Source organism: uncultured Endozoicomonas sp. (assembly GCF_947495845.1).
Classification (GTDB): domain Bacteria; phylum Pseudomonadota; class Gammaproteobacteria; order Pseudomonadales; family Endozoicomonadaceae; genus Endozoicomonas.
This window is the reverse complement of sequence record NZ_CANMAO010000010.1, coordinates 107775-124504: the sequence shown is the minus strand read 5'-3', so window position 1 is coordinate 124504 and position 16730 is coordinate 107775. Positions and strand designations below refer to the sequence as shown.

At 46.1% G+C, this 16730-nt stretch carries 11 protein-coding genes, 2 tRNA genes and 1 pseudogene; 11 read left to right on the top strand and 3 right to left on the bottom strand.

What is annotated here, in order from left to right; all coding sequences use genetic code 11:
• Positions 1–53: 53 nt before the first annotated feature.
• The gene (locus Q1B11_RS09325; protein ID WP_299731138.1) at positions 54–1667 is read right to left on the bottom strand and encodes a reverse transcriptase/maturase family protein; all 1614 of its coding nucleotides are present in this window, start codon (positions 1665–1667) and stop codon (positions 54–56) included.
• A gap of 526 nt (positions 1668–2193) precedes the next feature.
• Here Q1B11_RS09325 and tnpB point away from each other — a divergent pair.
• The 5 genes and pseudogenes from tnpB to Q1B11_RS09300 all read left to right on the top strand — a co-directional run bounded on the left by tnpB (position 2194) and on the right by Q1B11_RS09300 (position 8127).
• Positions 2194–2349 carry an IS66 family insertion sequence element accessory protein TnpB gene (tnpB, locus tag Q1B11_RS09320; protein ID WP_299731135.1) on the top strand — a complete coding sequence of 52 codons (156 nt, stop codon included), beginning with the start codon at positions 2194–2196 and terminating at the stop codon, positions 2347–2349.
• Positions 2349–2540, top strand: a complete 192-nt coding sequence (locus Q1B11_RS09315; RefSeq protein WP_299731132.1) for a hypothetical protein — start codon at positions 2349–2351, stop codon at positions 2538–2540. The genes tnpB and Q1B11_RS09315 overlap by 1 nt, the downstream gene beginning before the upstream one ends.
• A gap of 41 nt (positions 2541–2581) precedes the next feature.
• Positions 2582–4166 (top strand): annotated as a pseudogene (locus tag Q1B11_RS09310) (IS66 family transposase).
• A gap of 536 nt (positions 4167–4702) precedes the next feature.
• Positions 4703–5266: a hypothetical protein gene (locus Q1B11_RS09305; protein ID WP_299731129.1), complete on the top strand. Its 564-nt coding sequence runs from the start codon at positions 4703–4705 to the stop codon at positions 5264–5266.
• The gene (locus tag Q1B11_RS09300; RefSeq protein WP_299731126.1) at positions 5236–8127 is read left to right on the top strand and encodes a hypothetical protein; all 2892 of its coding nucleotides are present in this window, start codon (positions 5236–5238) and stop codon (positions 8125–8127) included. The genes Q1B11_RS09305 and Q1B11_RS09300 overlap by 31 nt, the downstream gene beginning before the upstream one ends.
• Before the next feature lie 108 nt (positions 8128–8235).
• Here the strand turns inward: Q1B11_RS09300 and tnaA are convergent, their stop codons facing one another.
• Positions 8236–9654 carry a tryptophanase gene (tnaA, locus tag Q1B11_RS09295; protein ID WP_299731123.1) on the bottom strand — a complete coding sequence of 473 codons (1419 nt, stop codon included), beginning with the start codon at positions 9652–9654 and terminating at the stop codon, positions 8236–8238.
• Positions 9655–10376: 722 nt separating this feature from the next.
• On the opposite strand from tnaA, the gene Q1B11_RS09290 reads away from it, so the two are divergent.
• Positions 10377–12167: an acyl-CoA dehydrogenase gene (locus Q1B11_RS09290; protein WP_299731120.1), complete on the top strand. Its 1791-nt coding sequence runs from the start codon at positions 10377–10379 to the stop codon at positions 12165–12167.
• Between the two features lie 69 nt (positions 12168–12236).
• Here the strand turns inward: Q1B11_RS09290 and Q1B11_RS09285 are convergent, their stop codons facing one another.
• Complete coding sequence (locus tag Q1B11_RS09285) at positions 12237–13946, bottom strand: choice-of-anchor I family protein (protein WP_299731117.1); 1710 nt, start codon at positions 13944–13946, stop codon at positions 12237–12239.
• Between the two features lie 155 nt (positions 13947–14101).
• Between Q1B11_RS09285 and Q1B11_RS09280 the strand changes: the two genes are divergently transcribed.
• The 5 genes from Q1B11_RS09280 (at position 14102) to soxR (ending at position 16707) form a co-directional block, all read left to right on the top strand.
• Positions 14102–14917 carry an SDR family oxidoreductase gene (locus Q1B11_RS09280; RefSeq protein ID WP_299731114.1) on the top strand — a complete coding sequence of 272 codons (816 nt, stop codon included), beginning with the start codon at positions 14102–14104 and terminating at the stop codon, positions 14915–14917.
• Between the two features lie 139 nt (positions 14918–15056).
• Positions 15057–15147 (top strand) — tRNA-Ser (locus Q1B11_RS09275).
• 58 nt (positions 15148–15205) lie between these two features.
• Positions 15206–15296, top strand: a tRNA-Ser gene (locus tag Q1B11_RS09270).
• A gap of 313 nt (positions 15297–15609) precedes the next feature.
• A complete protein-coding gene (locus Q1B11_RS09265; protein ID WP_299731111.1) occupies positions 15610–16077 on the top strand; it encodes a hypothetical protein in 468 nt (155 codons plus the stop codon).
• 186 nt (positions 16078–16263) lie between these two features.
• Positions 16264–16707 carry a redox-sensitive transcriptional activator SoxR gene (soxR, locus tag Q1B11_RS09260; RefSeq protein WP_299731108.1) on the top strand — a complete coding sequence of 148 codons (444 nt, stop codon included), beginning with the start codon at positions 16264–16266 and terminating at the stop codon, positions 16705–16707.
• Positions 16708–16730 lie beyond the last annotated feature (23 nt).

Sequence of the window (16730 nt, the reverse complement as noted above, 5' to 3'; positions counted from 1 at the left end):
TTGTGCGGGCTGTGTTTTTCTACCTCCTCTGTACATCTTGCAGCTGTGAGGCTTCAGGAAAGAGCGGGAATTGCTGGTCGTATACCTTCTTTGGTTGGCTTTAAGGCTGTAATCTTACCGTTACCATTTTTCCAGATCTGCCGGATTGAACAGCGTCTCCTGTTCGCTAATGTATGCATCAATGACTTTTGGAGCGTGTATACAATCCAGCTTATTTTTGGCCTGTTGGCAGCGAAAGAGAAGTAGTTCAGGATTCCTCCCAAGACTGAGTTGTAGTACATGACTATTTCCCATTCCTGTTTCGGGATTAAATCTCTACGCGCTTTTCCCTTAAAAGACCCTTTCTGAGCAAATCCATCCTCAACCAGTTTGCCCATCAACTCCATGACCGGAGCTTCAAGCCTGATGCTTCCCGCGCCGGTACGCGCAAGTGTCGCCCGTTTCGCACGGCCGCTCTTATGTTTGGAGGTATGCCCCTTGGGGTCGGATTTAATATACGTCCCAAGGAACTTCACTTTTTCCTTGTCGGGTCTTGTGATCAGGGTTTTCTCGGGAGGCAGCTCCAGTTTCAATTCCAGCCTGATAAACTCTTCAGCCTGCTTTTTGACTTCCTTCGCCATCTCCTTAGGGCCATAGATTCCTATGAGCCAGTCATCCGCATATCGGACATACTTGACGGCACGGTAAGTATCGTCATAGTACTTCGTTTTACTCCGTTGCTTTCGAATATTTCTGATCTTCCTGATCGCTTCCTTATGCTCTTGACTGCCTCGTTCCATTTTTCCCACTTCAACCAGGTGATCAACCTTGCCAGACAACTTTCTCGCTCGATTGTATATCTGCTTATATTCGTGGGTTTCCTTGTTTGCGGTTTTGAGCGCCTTGGTTTTTTCTATCCATTCCTCAACCTTTCGGTCAAATTCGTGCAGATAGATATTCCCAAGGATTGGGCTGACGATTGACCCTTGGGGTGTACCTACCCTGGTTTGGAAATAGGTTCCAAGGTATCGGCCTCCACGGGTTTTCGGCTTGCCCTTGTGATCCGTCGGAACAACCAGCTTTCCGGCTCTCAGAGCCTTCCAGACTAACTTGATAAACCGCTCGTCCTCTATTCGTCTTCGCAAGATACCAATCAACACATGGTGATCTACATTGTCGAAAAATCCTTTAATATCACCCTCAACAATCCATTTGACACCTTTCCATTGGTTATAGACCTGCTTTAATGCTGTATGACAGCCTTTCGCTGGACGATATCCGTGACTCCTTTTACTGAAAGTCGGTTCATAAATCGCCTCAAGAATCATCCTCACGGCTTCTTGTATGACCTTTTCCGGCGGTGGAGCGATGCCCAGCTGACGAACCTTTCCGCTTTTCTTTGGAATCTCCTGAACTCTTACGGGAGAGAACTGAAAATCTTCAGTCTCAAGCTTTTGAATCACTGTCCTGATCATCTCAAGTGAGTACCCGTCAAGAGTCCTGTGATCGGAACCCTTTGTCATGTTACCGGCTTTGCTTTTAATATTTTCATAAGCGGTAATCAATACTGCTTCATCACATAGCAACCGGTAGAGTTTTCGGTTAACACTGTTTTTGTCTTTCCGGTTTACCTCTGCAAGTATCCGAATTTGAGCCAATCCATCGGCTGTCGTTTTGACGACTTCCATTGCGATTACCTCTCTTCCAGATGATTAATACCTGCGACCCTTCGCCATGTCCTGACCGTTATGTCAGGCATTTGACTACTACGATCGCTCCGTCACCATAGGGATTGCTCCCCTTAGGCGATCCCGCAGTTACGCGCTCATAGTTCCTGATGCCTTAGGCTGCCTTTCCGCAACGTATTACCTGTACTGCTATGCAGTTTGGCCAGCGGCTCCGAACTTCGGCCCTTGTTTCAACTACGCACATCTCAGTTGAGGGTCGGAGCCCACCCCGTTACCAGAAGTCTTTCGAGGGGGGCGACTTAGTTACCCACTGTTGTTGCTGGGCTTCAACCAGTATGGGCTTAGCCATAGCATCGTAGCTGACGTCAGTCTTGGGCTTTGACTTCTAGCCCTCAGAACGCCTTTTCCGACCATGCTACACTCAGCTCAGGGATTTCCCCTTTACCTAAGGTCGGTGCTTTGTACACGTCCGAAGTAGTGCAACTTCTCCTTTAAGAATCTATTAAACGCGCCACAACGGCGCACTATGCGCAAATCCATTGATGGTCTGGCCGCTCTGGTGGAACAGGAAACTGACCAGTCACCTTTCTCTGCGATGATTTTTGTCTTCTGTAATCGTCAGCGGGACAAGGTGAAGCTGCTTTACTGGGAGCGAAATGGCTTCGTGCTCTGGACAGATTAATGCTCCTGCATAATCTGCACTTCCACCATCCATGGTGGTCGTACAAGCGACTGGAAAAATTTCGTTTCAAATGGCCGGGTGTTGATGCATCGGAAGCCATTGTTGGCAGTGTACTCAACCAATTGCTGGATGGTTATGATATTCAACCCGCCAAACCCCATCCGCCCCTGGAATACACGACGTTAACCTGATGCACTGGCAATACTGGCCTGACCATCTACCTTGAATCGGCATGGAAGCCTTACCTGAACCGCTGCCCGATGATCCGGCCAGCCTGAAAGCACTCGTAAAAAACCTGATCAGTAAGAATGCATTACTGGAAGAGCGACTACGCATTCTCCTGCACAAACAGTTTGGTGCTTCCAGCGAAAAGTCTTCGCCGGATCAGCAAGACCTGTTTAATGAAGCGGAACAAGACCAGCCAGAACCCGAAAGTACTGAACCGGAAGAGACTGAAGAAGTTACCGTTCCGGAACACACCCGCAAAAAGCCGGGCAGAAAACCACTGCCCAAACATCTTCCGAGGGTTCGGGAAGAACATGACCTCAACGATGACGAAAAACAATGCAGCTGCTGTGGTGGTGAACTGCACCGGATCGGCGAAGAGGTCACCGAGCAACTGGACATTATCCCGGCAAAAATCCAGGTCATTGAAAACGTCCGGTTTAAATACGGTTGTCGTTCCTGTGAAAGCGGAGTGACCACATCCAAAATGCCAGCCCAACCCATTCCGGGCAGCATAGCGACACCGGGGTTACTGTCCTTTATTGCAACGAGTAAATACGTCGATGGCCTGCCGCTGTATCGTCAGGAAAAATTTATTCTGGCTCGCTTAGGTGTTGATATCGCCCGGGCAACCACCTCGGCATGGATGGTTCGTTGTGGCGACCTGGTGCAACCATTAATCAACCTGATGCGGGACAAACTGCTGGAAGCACCACTGGTGCACTGTGATGAAACCGTCACCCAGGTATTAAACGAAGAAGGCAAGCGAGCCCAGAGCCAGTCCTACATGTGGGTTCAGGTAGCAGAACCCGCAGCTGGGCAGAAAATCATCCTGTTCGATTACTCACCCAGCCGAAGTGGTTCAGTTCCCTTGAAACTGCTGGATGGCTACCAGGGATACCTGCAAACCGACGGGTATGAAGGCTACGCAGCTATCGGTCGCCTGCCGGGAATAATCAATCAAGGCTGCTGCACCCGAAGGGCATAAAGGCCCATGCAAGGCGCAAATTCGATGAAGCTATAAAAGGCCAAAAAGGCAAAAACAAAACAGGTAAGGCGGATATGGGCCTGGCCTACATCCGAAAACTGTATCGAATCGAACAAAGCATCAAGGAAAGCCCTCCGGAAGAGCGCAAGCAAATCCGACAGGAGCAAAGCCTGCCGATCCTACAACAACTACGACAATGGCTGGATAAATCACTACCCCAGGTGCCACCAAAAACCTTGTTGGGCAAAGCGCTGAATTACCTTCATAACCAATGGGGCAAACTCATTCGCTACTCGGTAACTGCTCCTGCGTTACTCTACCTCCAGCATCCATGCAGTCGAGCGAAGAGGGTTATCTGCGCATGGATAATAACCTGGCCGAGAATGCTATTCGGCCATTCGTTGTGGGTCGCAAAGCGTGGTTGTTCAGCAACAGTGTCGATGGTGCGAAAGCGAGTGCCAATCTCTATAGCCTTGTAGAAACAGCAAAAGCTTGTGGCCTGGAACCTTGCGGGTATCTGAAAACCGTTTTTACCTACCTGCCGAGAGCGGAATCAGTTGAAGATATAGAAAAGCTGCTTCCCTGGAATCAAAAACTCACCTGAAAACAGGTGGGTAATAATTACCGCTTACGTTGTTTTAGGGTTGAGGTTGATCAGTAACAAGGTTGTCTTTTTATCACAGGTCATTTTATTGCAATCACACATAAGTAGTTGTGCAAATGGAATCGAATATTTCTGGGTGAGTGGCCAGTTACTATGCAAGGCGCAACGCCGGGAGCATAGCCTTTACGCCCTGTGGGTGGTAGCTATGTGACCAGAGTTGTAACGCAGTACGACTGCATGGATGCAGGAGGTAGAGCAACGCAGGAGCAAGTTGCCGAGAGTGGTTGGCCACTTGCTCAGAAAATATGATTTCATTTGGTCAACTACTTAGAATATGTCGTTTATTATTCTGTGTAGGGTGTATCGTCAGAGGTTTTTTTGGCAGGTGCTGACTATGGAATCATGTCTGTACACCTATAGATTTATCTTCTGATAGGTTTGAGGGTACAAGCATAATAAAAAAAAATAGGATTTAGGTGTGCATTTCATCAAAAAAGTTGTCCAACCTATCAAGGTCATTAGATAAGGAGTCAGTAATGCCATCTGAAACTCGTATAACTGGTGCAGTTGGTGGGCATCATCGTGTGCATCAATCAAATAATCCTCATTCACAGGTGTCTAGATCCAACCAAAGAGCAGTTAAACCTGCAGAGATGGCAATGCCATGGATGAAGTCAAGAGCTGAAGGGGCCTCCCACTATATCCATGGGCCTTTGTTAAAACGGGGAACGTTTAAGCCGGATCTGCTTTTTGGTGATGCTGTTAAAGAAGCGGCAAAAAAGCTGGATACGGTACGTATGCAAGAAAAAAGTGCTATCAGCTTCATATTGCAGGTGACTCAGGAGATTAGAGAACTTAAAAAAAGATCGGAAGCAAAAAAAAATGAGAACTATGCCTTTTTAAAAAAACACATTGGTCCCCATTTTCTAAAGAGCTTACCGGGAGCGATTGACGAGATGTCCTCCAGTGTTCAGAAAGGCGAAGGGTGGGCTATTTATGAAGAGCTTGTCATTATGTGTCAGTATTTTAATTTTATCTCGGATAAGAATTCTGATAAAAAAAGCTTCATGTGCAATTGGAAAATCTTTGCCTTGCCTTAGTTGGTAATGAGCTTAAATATCATTCTTTTTTAAAGGATGAGCCTGTTGATCATTGCTTGAATTCGGTTGAGCATATTTTAGATTGGTTGCTTGGTGATACGTCAGCTCTTATTAAAATGGGGTTTATTGAAGATGATAAAGTGCGTAATTTTTTTGGAGTGTTGAATAAGATAAATAATTATTTTTCTAAAAATGAAGCTGAGATAATGACAATTGATGATGCTCTTTATCACAAGGGACTTGAGATTAGGCAGAAAGAGTTTTTGGCTGGTAAATTATCCTCTTTCCAGGAAAGACAATTGCAGGAATTGTTTCGAGCGGAGTTGAGTGAAATTATTTATATGAGTAAAACTAAGAAAAATCTCAGCTTGTGTCAGTACACGTCAATGCTAGAGGTGCTGTATAAATTTCAGGAAAAATATAAAGAATCGATTCTTTTAATGGTTTTTTTAAAAAAGGATTTAGAGGTTTTACTGCCTGCATTGGTGAAGAAAACATATTCATGCTTACCTGAACGAGGCACTTTTGGTCTTACTGAAAAATTACAAAAGTTGACTTATGATTTGGGGCGATCTCCATTTAAATGGCTTGGGCAGGACTGTCTCAGTCTATACAGGAGACATCATCCGTCAACGAAACACGCTGAGCAGGATTCAAGGAAGATCCGCAGTAAATTGGATCAGTTGGAGTGCGAGCGTCTGATTGGCCGTATGTATAATGCTTTAAATACAGAAACGAAGGAAGGCGCATTTGAAGCTGCTGGGGTTTGTAGTGAACTCATTACACGAACGGAAGAGATGTTAGATGAAATAAAAACATGGTCTCGAGGAAAGGAAAGGCTCGGGTCTATCAATAAAATGCGAGAGCTGCTTTATGCTGAACTCTTTTTGCCAGTTTTAAAAGAATATACTTCAGCTAAGGATCATCAATGTAGGGTGCAAAAAAGTAACTATGAAAAAAATGATGCTATCGCGAAAAAAATGAAGATGTGTCAACAAGTTTTTTTGGATCTAATGCCCTATATTAATATTTTGAAAAATAATGCTGCAACGGATAAATGGGCTAAAACGGCATGTATGGCTTTTAAGAACTCTATAGAGAGGGTTTCTAGTAAAAGACATAAAATCTGCCTTAATGACGTCGTTTTGCTGGTTAATTTTATCAAAATCGCACCCGGGATTCCAAACTCCGTGGTTGGGAGGTTGTATGAAAGAGCTCTACTGAATGTATTTAAACAGCATATAGGGAAAGTAGTTTCTTATCATGATAAACTGGAAATTCTATCGGAATGGGTGCATAAAAGAGAAAGTGGAAAACAGCTGAAGGTAGAAAATTTAAGCGATGTGACAGAGCAATGGAGTGAAGCTTACAAGCAAATTAAACAAGATAAGCAAAAGTCTTTTCAGTCCCCCGTATACAAGCCCACATCAATGACAGCTTCCAGAAACAACCAGATTGAAGGGGCGGGGGAGAATGTGGTTAGTTCAGCTTCTGTTGTCAAACCAGTCATTTCATTGGTTAACCATCGAAAAACGCCCCAGAGTAAAGTGCCTTCGACACCTTTAGTTCCTGTAGAAATAGCTGGATATAATGAGCCGTGCGAACAAGCGGATCTATTTAGATTCTGCTTTGAGGAAGTCGTTTCTGCTCCAAATTCAGCTGAGAGTGGGGGTATTCAATCCGAAAGTGGAGATGACAGGCGGGTTAATTCCGGTTTTAACGAACAGCCTCTACCTCAAGTTCTGCCTGAAGATGTGCCTATTACTAGAGTGGTTTATGGTGGTAAGAGCGATCATGCAGATGAATCCTTAGTCGAGGATGATAGAAAACAGGTTGAAAGCGGCTTGGCATTGCATGCAGAACAAGAGTCTATTGTACATCCTGAAAACATGATTAGGCAGTTGAGCGTTGCAGAACAGATCGCAGAACAAGTTGTACTTGATGGAGGTGAACCCGTCTCAATCGGAGACAGTGATTATCCTCGCTATGTTACTTCTACTTCGTATGATCCACCGAATTATCAGCAGAAACCAACGTTAAACTTCGGTGCAGAACCCTATATACCAGGCACTTATCATCAGAAATCAAGCATATCGACGGTTCCTTCGCAAGTTGAGTTTTCTGTTGACCCTGCAATAGCTCAAATAGGGCCTCTTTGTCAGATGCCAAACACAATACACCCAATGCAACGGCCGTATTTAAATGCAGTTCCATGTTCTGCTCCCCGACAACCATTACCGATACAACAGCCAGCAATCCGAATGCCCTTTCCAAGGGCTGTCCATCCGGCCATGATGCCGTTCTCTCAACCTTTGATCCCTTCTGCTCAGCGTGCTGCACCAATTCAGCCGCAGTCAGCCACATTGTCTGGAATCGCAAGTCATGTTGTGCCAGTACTTCCGGGTCCACCTATCCAGCAAATTTGGGAGCCCTTGTCCAAGCAGTTTATGGCTATTCAGTTTCAGGGTAATAATACCAACGAAAGAATGCGAGATGATGGTTTGAAAGCCATTTTTGAAGGGATAACAGGGTTGATTGTTCTTAGGGAGCGCGGAGGGAGCCTTCCCGTTATTGAGAATCAATTGCTCATGAATGGCTTCAATAGAATATGTGATGAAGGTATTAAGTTACTCTGTTCTTGGTTGGGTCAATTCCGACCAGCGCAGGGGGATTTTTATAATACTATCTCAGGAGCATTTGCATCGACAGATCCGACGGCTATTATTACGACGTTTGACGGCATGATCAACGAACAAATATGCAGAGGTAATATGAAAATTACTGCCAACTTATGCCTGACTCGAGACAGTTTGTTGTCGCTTCATCGCATGAATATACAACCTATTGCTGATTGGGCATAGGCTTATAAAAGGTTGTCGTATTTTCGATAGCTTTCAGTGCCAACGTGACTCAATATAGTATTGAGTCACGACTGAGCTAAATGAAAACGTAAAGTAAATGAATGGTATTTATCCCACTTCTTTGAGTCGGGCTGTGAAATGGCGAAGAACGGGAGGCTCGTAAGTAAACTCCAGACCTTTCACATAATGTGCGTTCTCTTTCACTTTTCCAAAGGCTTCGATCACAAAATCCATATGAGTTTGAGTGTAGGTAGCTCGAGGAATGGTCAGGCGCAATAATTCAGCCGGGCATGGATATTGTTCGCCGGTGGCTGGGTCGCGTCCCTGAAGCAAAGAGCCAATTTCAACGGCACGAATTCCCGCTACTTTATAGAGTTCACAAGCCAGAGCATGAGCCGGAAATTGTTCGGCAGGAATGTGAGGCAGCAGTTTACCTGCATCCACAAAGGCAGCATGACCACCAGCCTGTTGACAGGCAACGCCTGAAGCTTCAAGACCATTGACCAGATATTCAACCTGATTAATTCGGTAAGCCAACCAATCCTGACGCATACCGTCGTAAAGGCCAACTGCCAGACGTTCCATGGCACCGCCTTCCAAGCCACCATAGGTTGGGAAACCTTCTTGGACGACGCACAGCGTACGGCATTCGGTGTATACATCAAACAGGGTGTCGTCTTTAAAACAGAGCAGGCCGCCCATTTGAACCATGGCGTCTTTCTTGGCGGACATGGCCAGACCGTCTGCGTACTTATAAGCTTCACGGGTGATTGCTTCGATACTCCAATCTTGGTAACCCGGTTCGCGCTGCTGAACAAAGTAGGCGTTTTCAGCAAACCGGGCAGAGTCCATGATCACCGGAATGTCGTATTTTTGCGCGATGTCATACACCGCCTTCAGGTTGCCAATAGAAACTGGCTGACCACCGGCGGAGTTGCAGGTGATGGTGCTGACAATGTAAGGAACGTTGGCTGGACCTGCATCCAGAATTTCACCTTCCAGTTTGTCCAGATCAAAGTCACCTTTAAAGTCAGCGCGAACAGAAGTATCAAACGCTTCCTTAATATAGACGTTCTTTGCCATACAGCAGTTTACCTGCGTGTGACCCTGAGTGGTGTCAAAGAAGTAGTTGGAGAGAGCAACCATCTTGCTGCGATCCAGGCCTTTTTCGGTTTCACGTTTTTTAATCAGCACCGGGATGTAAATTTGCTCTGCGCCACGGCCCTGATGAGTCGGGATGGTGTACTCATAGCCGAAGATATCTTTCACAGCATTGGACAAGGCATAATAACTGCGGCTACCACTGTAGGCTTCATCGCCACGAAGCATGGCGGCTTGCATATTCTGCGTGATGGAGCCGGTACCGCTGTCGGTAAGCAAATCAATAAACACGTCATCACTGTCCAGCAGAAATGGGTTCATGCCTGCTTTGAGAATGGCTTCTTCGCGATACTCACGGGTAGTGCGTTTTACCGGCTCAACAACACGAATACGAAATGGTTCTGGAAGATGTTTAAAGTTTTCCATGACTGCACCTGTTATCTCTTAACTATTTATTTGTTATCGGTTTGAGCACGATGCTCGTAAATTAAATTCGTCGAAATGATCTATACCCAAAGGATTTCAAGTTGCTACGCGGCGGCAACCGAGTGAATCCCCATGAGCCTACGAGTAGTAGGTGATTGGGGTGAGTGAGGACAGCCAACAAAGTAGCAACTTGAAAGGCGACGGGTATAGAGGTATTCGCCAGAGGCTTTTTTAGTGGCCGAATGAAATCCTGCGAAACTGAATAAAGATCAGGCGCACGATGAAGCCACTTAAGACGGCACGAAGCTGTCTATAGCTGGAAAGCGAATAGAAAGGAATTAATGAGGGAACGAAAAAGCGGTTTTAAAGTCGAGTAATATCCAGGATCTGGAAGCGTTGAAATTGCCCATTGAATAGTTCGCCTGATTCCTATGCGTTTCTGGGATGGTTGGATATAGACATTAAGGGAATCAAATCTCAGGGTCAATAATGGAGCAGGCAGAAATGTTGGCGTATTAAGCAAAAAAGTGAGGAAGTTATGATGGATTTGATACCGGTCAATGTTTAGAAAACATCGTCTTAATGCGTCAAAATCAGCCAAATTAATATGTTTTTTTATGAATTTCATGCGTGAGCAGAGTTATGTCATATCTGAGGCTACAGTTTTCCCTGGAATTTTGTCATCCTACCGCTCATAAAATACATAATAAGAAGAGCGACTGATGGACACCTTAATTGATCGACGGGAACTGGCATTTCAGCTTTATGACATGCTCAATGTAGAACAACTGTGTACCCGCAGTGCATTTCAGGATCACGACCGGGAAACGTTTGAATCGGTCCTCGATGTCGCCGAAAAAATAGCCCGGGATTATCTGGTTGACCATAACCGTTTGGTGGATGAACAGGAGCCAGTGTTTGACGGTGAAAAGGTCACCATGCGACCGGAAGTGAAAGATGCTTTTGACGCAATCGCTGGCGCCGGATTTATTGCTGGGAGAGAGCTCTATGAAAATGGCGGCATGCAACTACCAGAGTCGGTGATGTCCGCTTGCATGGCAGTAATGAGTGCAGCCAATGTCTCCACTGTCGCTTATCCTTTTCTTACGACAGCCGCCGCTCGGGTGATCAAACATTTTGCGTCTGATGATCTAAAGCAACAATTTCTGCCGCCCATGTTTAAAGGTCGTTTTACCGGAACCATGGCACTGACGGAGCCTCAGGCAGGCTCTTCTCTGGCGGACATCGTCACCAAAGCGACGCCCTCGGATGATGGTTCCTATCGAATCAAAGGGCACAAAGTGTATATCTCCGCCGGAGATCATGAACTCAGCGATAACATCATTCATCTGGTTCTTGCCAAAATCGAAGGCGCACCTGCCGGGGTGAAAGGCATTTCGTTGTTTCTGGTGCCTAAATTTCTTCTGGATGAAAACGGTGAACCGGCTGAGCGTAACGATGTGGCGTTGGCAGGATTATTTCACAAGCTTGGGTACCGCGGGACAACCTCAACCGCCCTAAACTTTGGAGAACAGGGTAACTGTGTCGGCTACTTGATTGGCGAGCCGCATCAGGGGTTGAAGTACATGTTTCAGATGATGAATGAGGCGAGAATCATGGTGGGCATGGGCGCGACCTCTTTAGGTTACCGAGGTTATCAGCACTCATTAGAGTATGCCCGGACTCGGGAGCAGGGCAGGTCGCCATCCAACAGCCACCCGGATTCAAAACCACTGTCAATTATTGAACATGTCGATGTGAAACGTATGCTGTTGGCTCAGAAAGCCTACACAGAAGGCGGTTTGGCTCTTGGGTTATACGGCTGCAGTCTTGTGGATGATATCAACAGTGCAAGCAGCAGCAAGCGCGAAGAGGCTCAGCTGTTACTGGATCTCTTAACACCCATACTCAAGGCCTGGCCTTCGGAGTTTTGTCTAAAAGCCAATGATTTGGCAATTCAGGTGCTTGGCGGTGCCGGCTATACCCGTGAATACCCAGTAGAGCAGTGCTGGCGAGATAACCGTCTGAACCCGATTCATGAGGGAACCAACGGTATACAGTCTATCGATTTATTGGGTCGCAAAGTTTGGATGCAATCTGGTCAGGGGCTTAAATTACTGCATAGAGAAATGACGCTGACGATGGAGAACAGTCCTGAAGTATTTAACGACTGGGTGACTCAACTGCAATCCACTCTGGCAGCGATCACCGAAATCATGATGACGGTGGGTCGGCAGTTGCGTGAAAATCCCGATAAAGCGTTGGCCAATAGTCATGCATTTTTAACATTGATGGGGCATACCGTTGTCGCCTGGCAATGGTTAAAGCAAGCTGGTATTGCGCAGGCAAAGCTGGCCGGAGATTGTAGCGAACAAGAGCAGGCTTTCTATCGGGGTAAGGTGCAGGCGGCGCACTATTTCTTTGCCTGGGAACTGCCGACTGTTCAGCGTGACATTGCCGTTATGAAAGCAGCGGATCAGACCGTATTCGATATGCAGAGCAACTGGTTCTAATTGCGCTTTAATTGAATGGATGTGGTATGGGTTTACCCAAAACCGCATCCTCTTTATGCCTGGGTTAGATCAGAAAAGCTCATAGACTAATGTTGATCCAGATACTTCGTGGCCAATCACCAACAGTGGGTTGCCTGTTGGGCTGTCCGCTTTATCGATAAACACCATGCCTTCAGGCGACAGATCACCAGCCAGTTCTGGTTGATCAGATACATCAACAGAAAAATCACGATTATGAATATAGCGGACATATTCTGGCGCATCAGGTCGGGAGATGTCGTACATAAACAGGCCGCCGGTGCGCTCAAGGCCTATAAATGCATAATGTCGTCCATTCATTTCACCGATGGCAAGGGCTTCAGGTTCAGGGCCTTTGTCATCACTGCGATTATCACCTTTGGTTTCATCGTCATTGTTGTTGAAGTCGGATTTGAGAATGTCCGCCGTGATGCGCTCAAAATCATCACCAGAATCAAACACAAGATTTCCTGCTTCGTCCCAGATTGAAAACGACCGACCGCCATAAGCGTAGAGTTGTTCGAACTGGCCATCATTGTCTGTGTCGCCTAATGTATTGGTGATTTTTAACCGAGCCAGCCCGGCATTATCTTTAGCTTTTGACGCGTTAGGGTGGTTGTTGGACACCTTGATTTTCTTAACGCGAAATTCTTCGGTGAAGGCTAGGCAACCATCCTCTTCGTCGTATTTAAGGCCGCCGGAAGCAATGCAGTCACTTTTAGATGGGCTGTTATACCAATAGTCCCGGGCATCGCCTTCGTTGGCAGACACGACATAGGTTTTTCCATCCACTTGATAAGAGGCAATGGTGTCAGGCTGATACATGCCATATACGCCCGACCAGGTTTTCAGGTTGACACCACCATCTTTATTGCTGATATCTGCCGTATATTTTCCATAATCTTTATAACCCAGGGGAAAGATCTTGACGACCTCGGCCCGCTCGATATCAATAATGGCCTGTGCGTTGTTTTCCTGCAGGCTGACAAAAGCCATCTTTGAATCTTCGGAAACCGTAATGTATTCGGGCTCCAGATCTTGAGCGACCGTGGCATTACGCCCAAAAACACGGACTTGGTCGCTGAGTTCATGATGGCGGGAACCGTATTGATTAAAGTCTGAAAACCCTATCTGTGTAACGTTACCAACCGTGCCATTATTGAGGATCTCAATTCGGCTGATAGAACCTTCTGGATCTACTTTATAATCTTTGGAAGGCTCACCTTCATTAGCGACAAGCACATACTGTCCATTTGGCGTGAATGTCACCATATCGGGCAGGGCAGAGGTATGAACGTAGTCTTTGTAAGTGACAGTGCCCTGATGGTTGATAGTAAACAGAATCACAACCCCCAGTTCCTGTTTGTTGGCAGCCTCGACAGCTACCGCCAGTAAATTATCATGCACCGAAAGACTGTTGGCAGCACCGAGCTCGATGTTTGGTAGATAGCCTTGCAGATCAATACTGCCTCGTTTGGTCAGGTTTGAATCGGTCAGTGGGTTTGCCAGTGCTTCACTGGTTAAACGACTGGCATCCAGAATGTCGACACTTTTGTCTCCAGCATTGACGACAAAGATCGACTGACTTTCGTTGTGCCAGTCGACAATTTCTGCGGCGCCATCAAAGAATGTGCCTGATGCGAAACGACCGACCGGCTGAATTTCCGGGTGATCGATATTGGCTGATTGTCTATCAACTGCACAGCCCGATAGAGCGAGCGTAGTGACAAGAGGGATGGTTGCGAGTTGTTTTATGATCATTGGGCACCAGGTTTGGAATAATTAGATGAGAGACCTCTCTTGTTATAGCTTTCGAACATTAAGAAATTGTGACAAGTGTTGATGGTGTTCAGTGACCCGCCCACTATTCGTTGTTAGTATTTCACGCATAAAAAAAACAACGTTGGGAAGTAGAGATGTTCAGAACTGTATTGGTCAGTGGTGGTTCCAGTGGGATTGGTCTTGATCTGGCAAAAGCTTATGCTGCAAAAGGTTGCAACATTATTTTGCTGGCTCGAAACACAGAAAAACTCAGTTCAGCAAAAGATCAGTGTCGTCAGTTGGCGTTGAATGAGCAGCAAAAAATACTCACCTTCTCCGTTGATGTCGCTAATAAAGTACAATTGCAAAGCTGTGTTGACGCTATTCAGCAAGAAGGCATCATGCCTGATTTGTTAATCCTCAGTGCCGGAATTCTGCAAAGCATACGATTTCTGGATCAGAGCGATGAAGATTTTGAGCGTATTCTGAATACAAATGTTCTTGGCAGCAGAGCGGTTGCCAAAGCATTTCTACCGGAGATGGTTTCACAGAAGTCTGGTCATGTCTGCTTTGTCGGTTCGCTGGCCAGCACAGTGTCAACCTATGGTTACAGTGCCTATAGTGCGTCCAAGTTTGCGGTGCTGGGTATGGCTGGCGCTTTACGACAGGAGTTGCACGGTCACGGTATTGCGGTGTCAGTGCTTTGCCCGCCAGAAGTGGATACCCCAATGGTAGCCGCAGAGCGGGATCATGTGTTACCGGAAACCCGCTTTATCAAAGACATTGGTGGGACAATACCGGTAAGTACTGTGACCCGGGCAGCCATGAAGGGCATCAGACGCAAGCAGTATATGATTGTACCGGGCATTATGGGCAAGTTGACGTACATTCAGGCGCGCTTGATGCCAAGAACATTAAACTGGCTTCTACAGCAGATGGTGAAGCTGGCTCCCCGCTTTGGTAAGCGGTGATTCAAGTAAAACTACGGTACTGCATCCGGGTTGATGGTATGTCTGGTGGTAATGGCCGTAAAGAAGGTGCCTTTGTGAGTGCCTTCAACGATCAAGGCGTTGACAGAATTCTGTTTTCAGGTAGTATTTGCCTCGTCGCGGAGGGATGGCTGAGCGGTTGAAAGCACCGGTCTTGAAAACCGGCGTGGGTTAATAGCCCACCCAGGGTTCGAATCCCTGTCCCTCCGCCATTTCAGCATGTTTTATAACATAGTTTCTGATGCCATCTGCGGCAGAAAGATCATCCTTGGAGGGATGGCTGAGCGGTTGAAAGCACTGGTCTTGAAAACCAGCGTAGGTTAATAGCCTACCCAGGGTTCGAATCCCTGTCCCTCCGCCATATTTGTTTCTCATATCTATTCTTCTAATTGCACTGTTTGCTACCAGAGTTGTTAGCAGTGTTCAAAATGACTTTCTCATTCTTATACGATTATCCGCTGACCCTATCAACGCTAAACACTCATACTTAAGTACTAATTTTTCAGTATTCTTCTGATTTACCCCTCGACTGTTGGTTCACGATCGCCCCTTCTCCTTACCGCTCTATCAAAAGGTCGAATAGCATTCTATATCCAGATCATTGATGATATTTCCATGATTTCAGATACGGCCTTGATGCTCATGGACGAGCAGGTCAGCGACGGGGAAGCGATATGAACACATGGAAGGTAGCAGGATTAATCGCATTGTTATGGCTCATGCTGCCGCAACAAGTGCTGTCTGATGAAATGGGGCTTCTTTTGGTAATGAATAATGAAGCAGTAGGGCAGTCGGTAACGATTGGCTGCGAACCTCAAACCAGAGCAAAAGTCATTGTTGTTCAATCATCACAATTGCCTGATTCAAGCGCAAAGAGCGGTGCTGTCGAACTTAGTATTGATGATCAGGAGTCGCATAACTTTCATTCATTATCGACGAACCTGGAAGGGTTTAGCCAGTCTGTGATATTGAGAGATGAGCAAGAGTGGATGTTTGGTCAGATCATCCATCAACTGGCTAAAGGAAAAAACCTAAAAGTCAGATCCACCTCTAGCGATCGCATTATACAATTTGATCTGAAGCTAAATGGCTTTCGTACGACGGTGGCTGAATTTATTCAACGTTGTAGTATGATCATATAAGCAGAAAGTTGTTTGACCCGTCTAAATCCCTCGTAATTCCATCACTGCTAAATCACTTATTTCAATAATTTTACTTAAACTGGCGACTTGAGCGAGAAGACTTCTTTAACAATTTTATTAGGTGTTTATGTTAAAGTTAACTTTAAGTTATGATTAGCTTTGTCTGTATCCATTGAAAGCTGTGTTATGGCAAAAGCACCCAAATATCTAACCATTACGGAAGTTGCTAAACGTTGTGATGTAGCAGCCTCAGCTCTGCGATTCTATGAAACCCGAGGGCTGATTTCTTCAACACGTACGGCAGGCAATCAGCGCCGTTATCACAGCAGTATGATTCGTCGAATTGCCGTGATCAAAGTGGCACAGAACCTTGGCTTAACCCTTGAAGAGATCGGTGAAGCATTTCGCAGTTTGCCCGACAGTCGCACACCAACAAAAAGAGACTGGGAGCGTCTTTCACGACAGTGGGGTGATATTCTGGATGATAAAATTAATCAGATGCAGAACTTGAGGCATAATCTTTCAGGCTGCATTGGTTGCGGCTGTTTATCGCTGAAACGGTGTTCTTTGACTAATCCTAACGATAACGTTTCTGATCGTGGACCAGGTGCCCGGTATTTGATTGAATGACCAACGGTGATAGTGTCTATTGG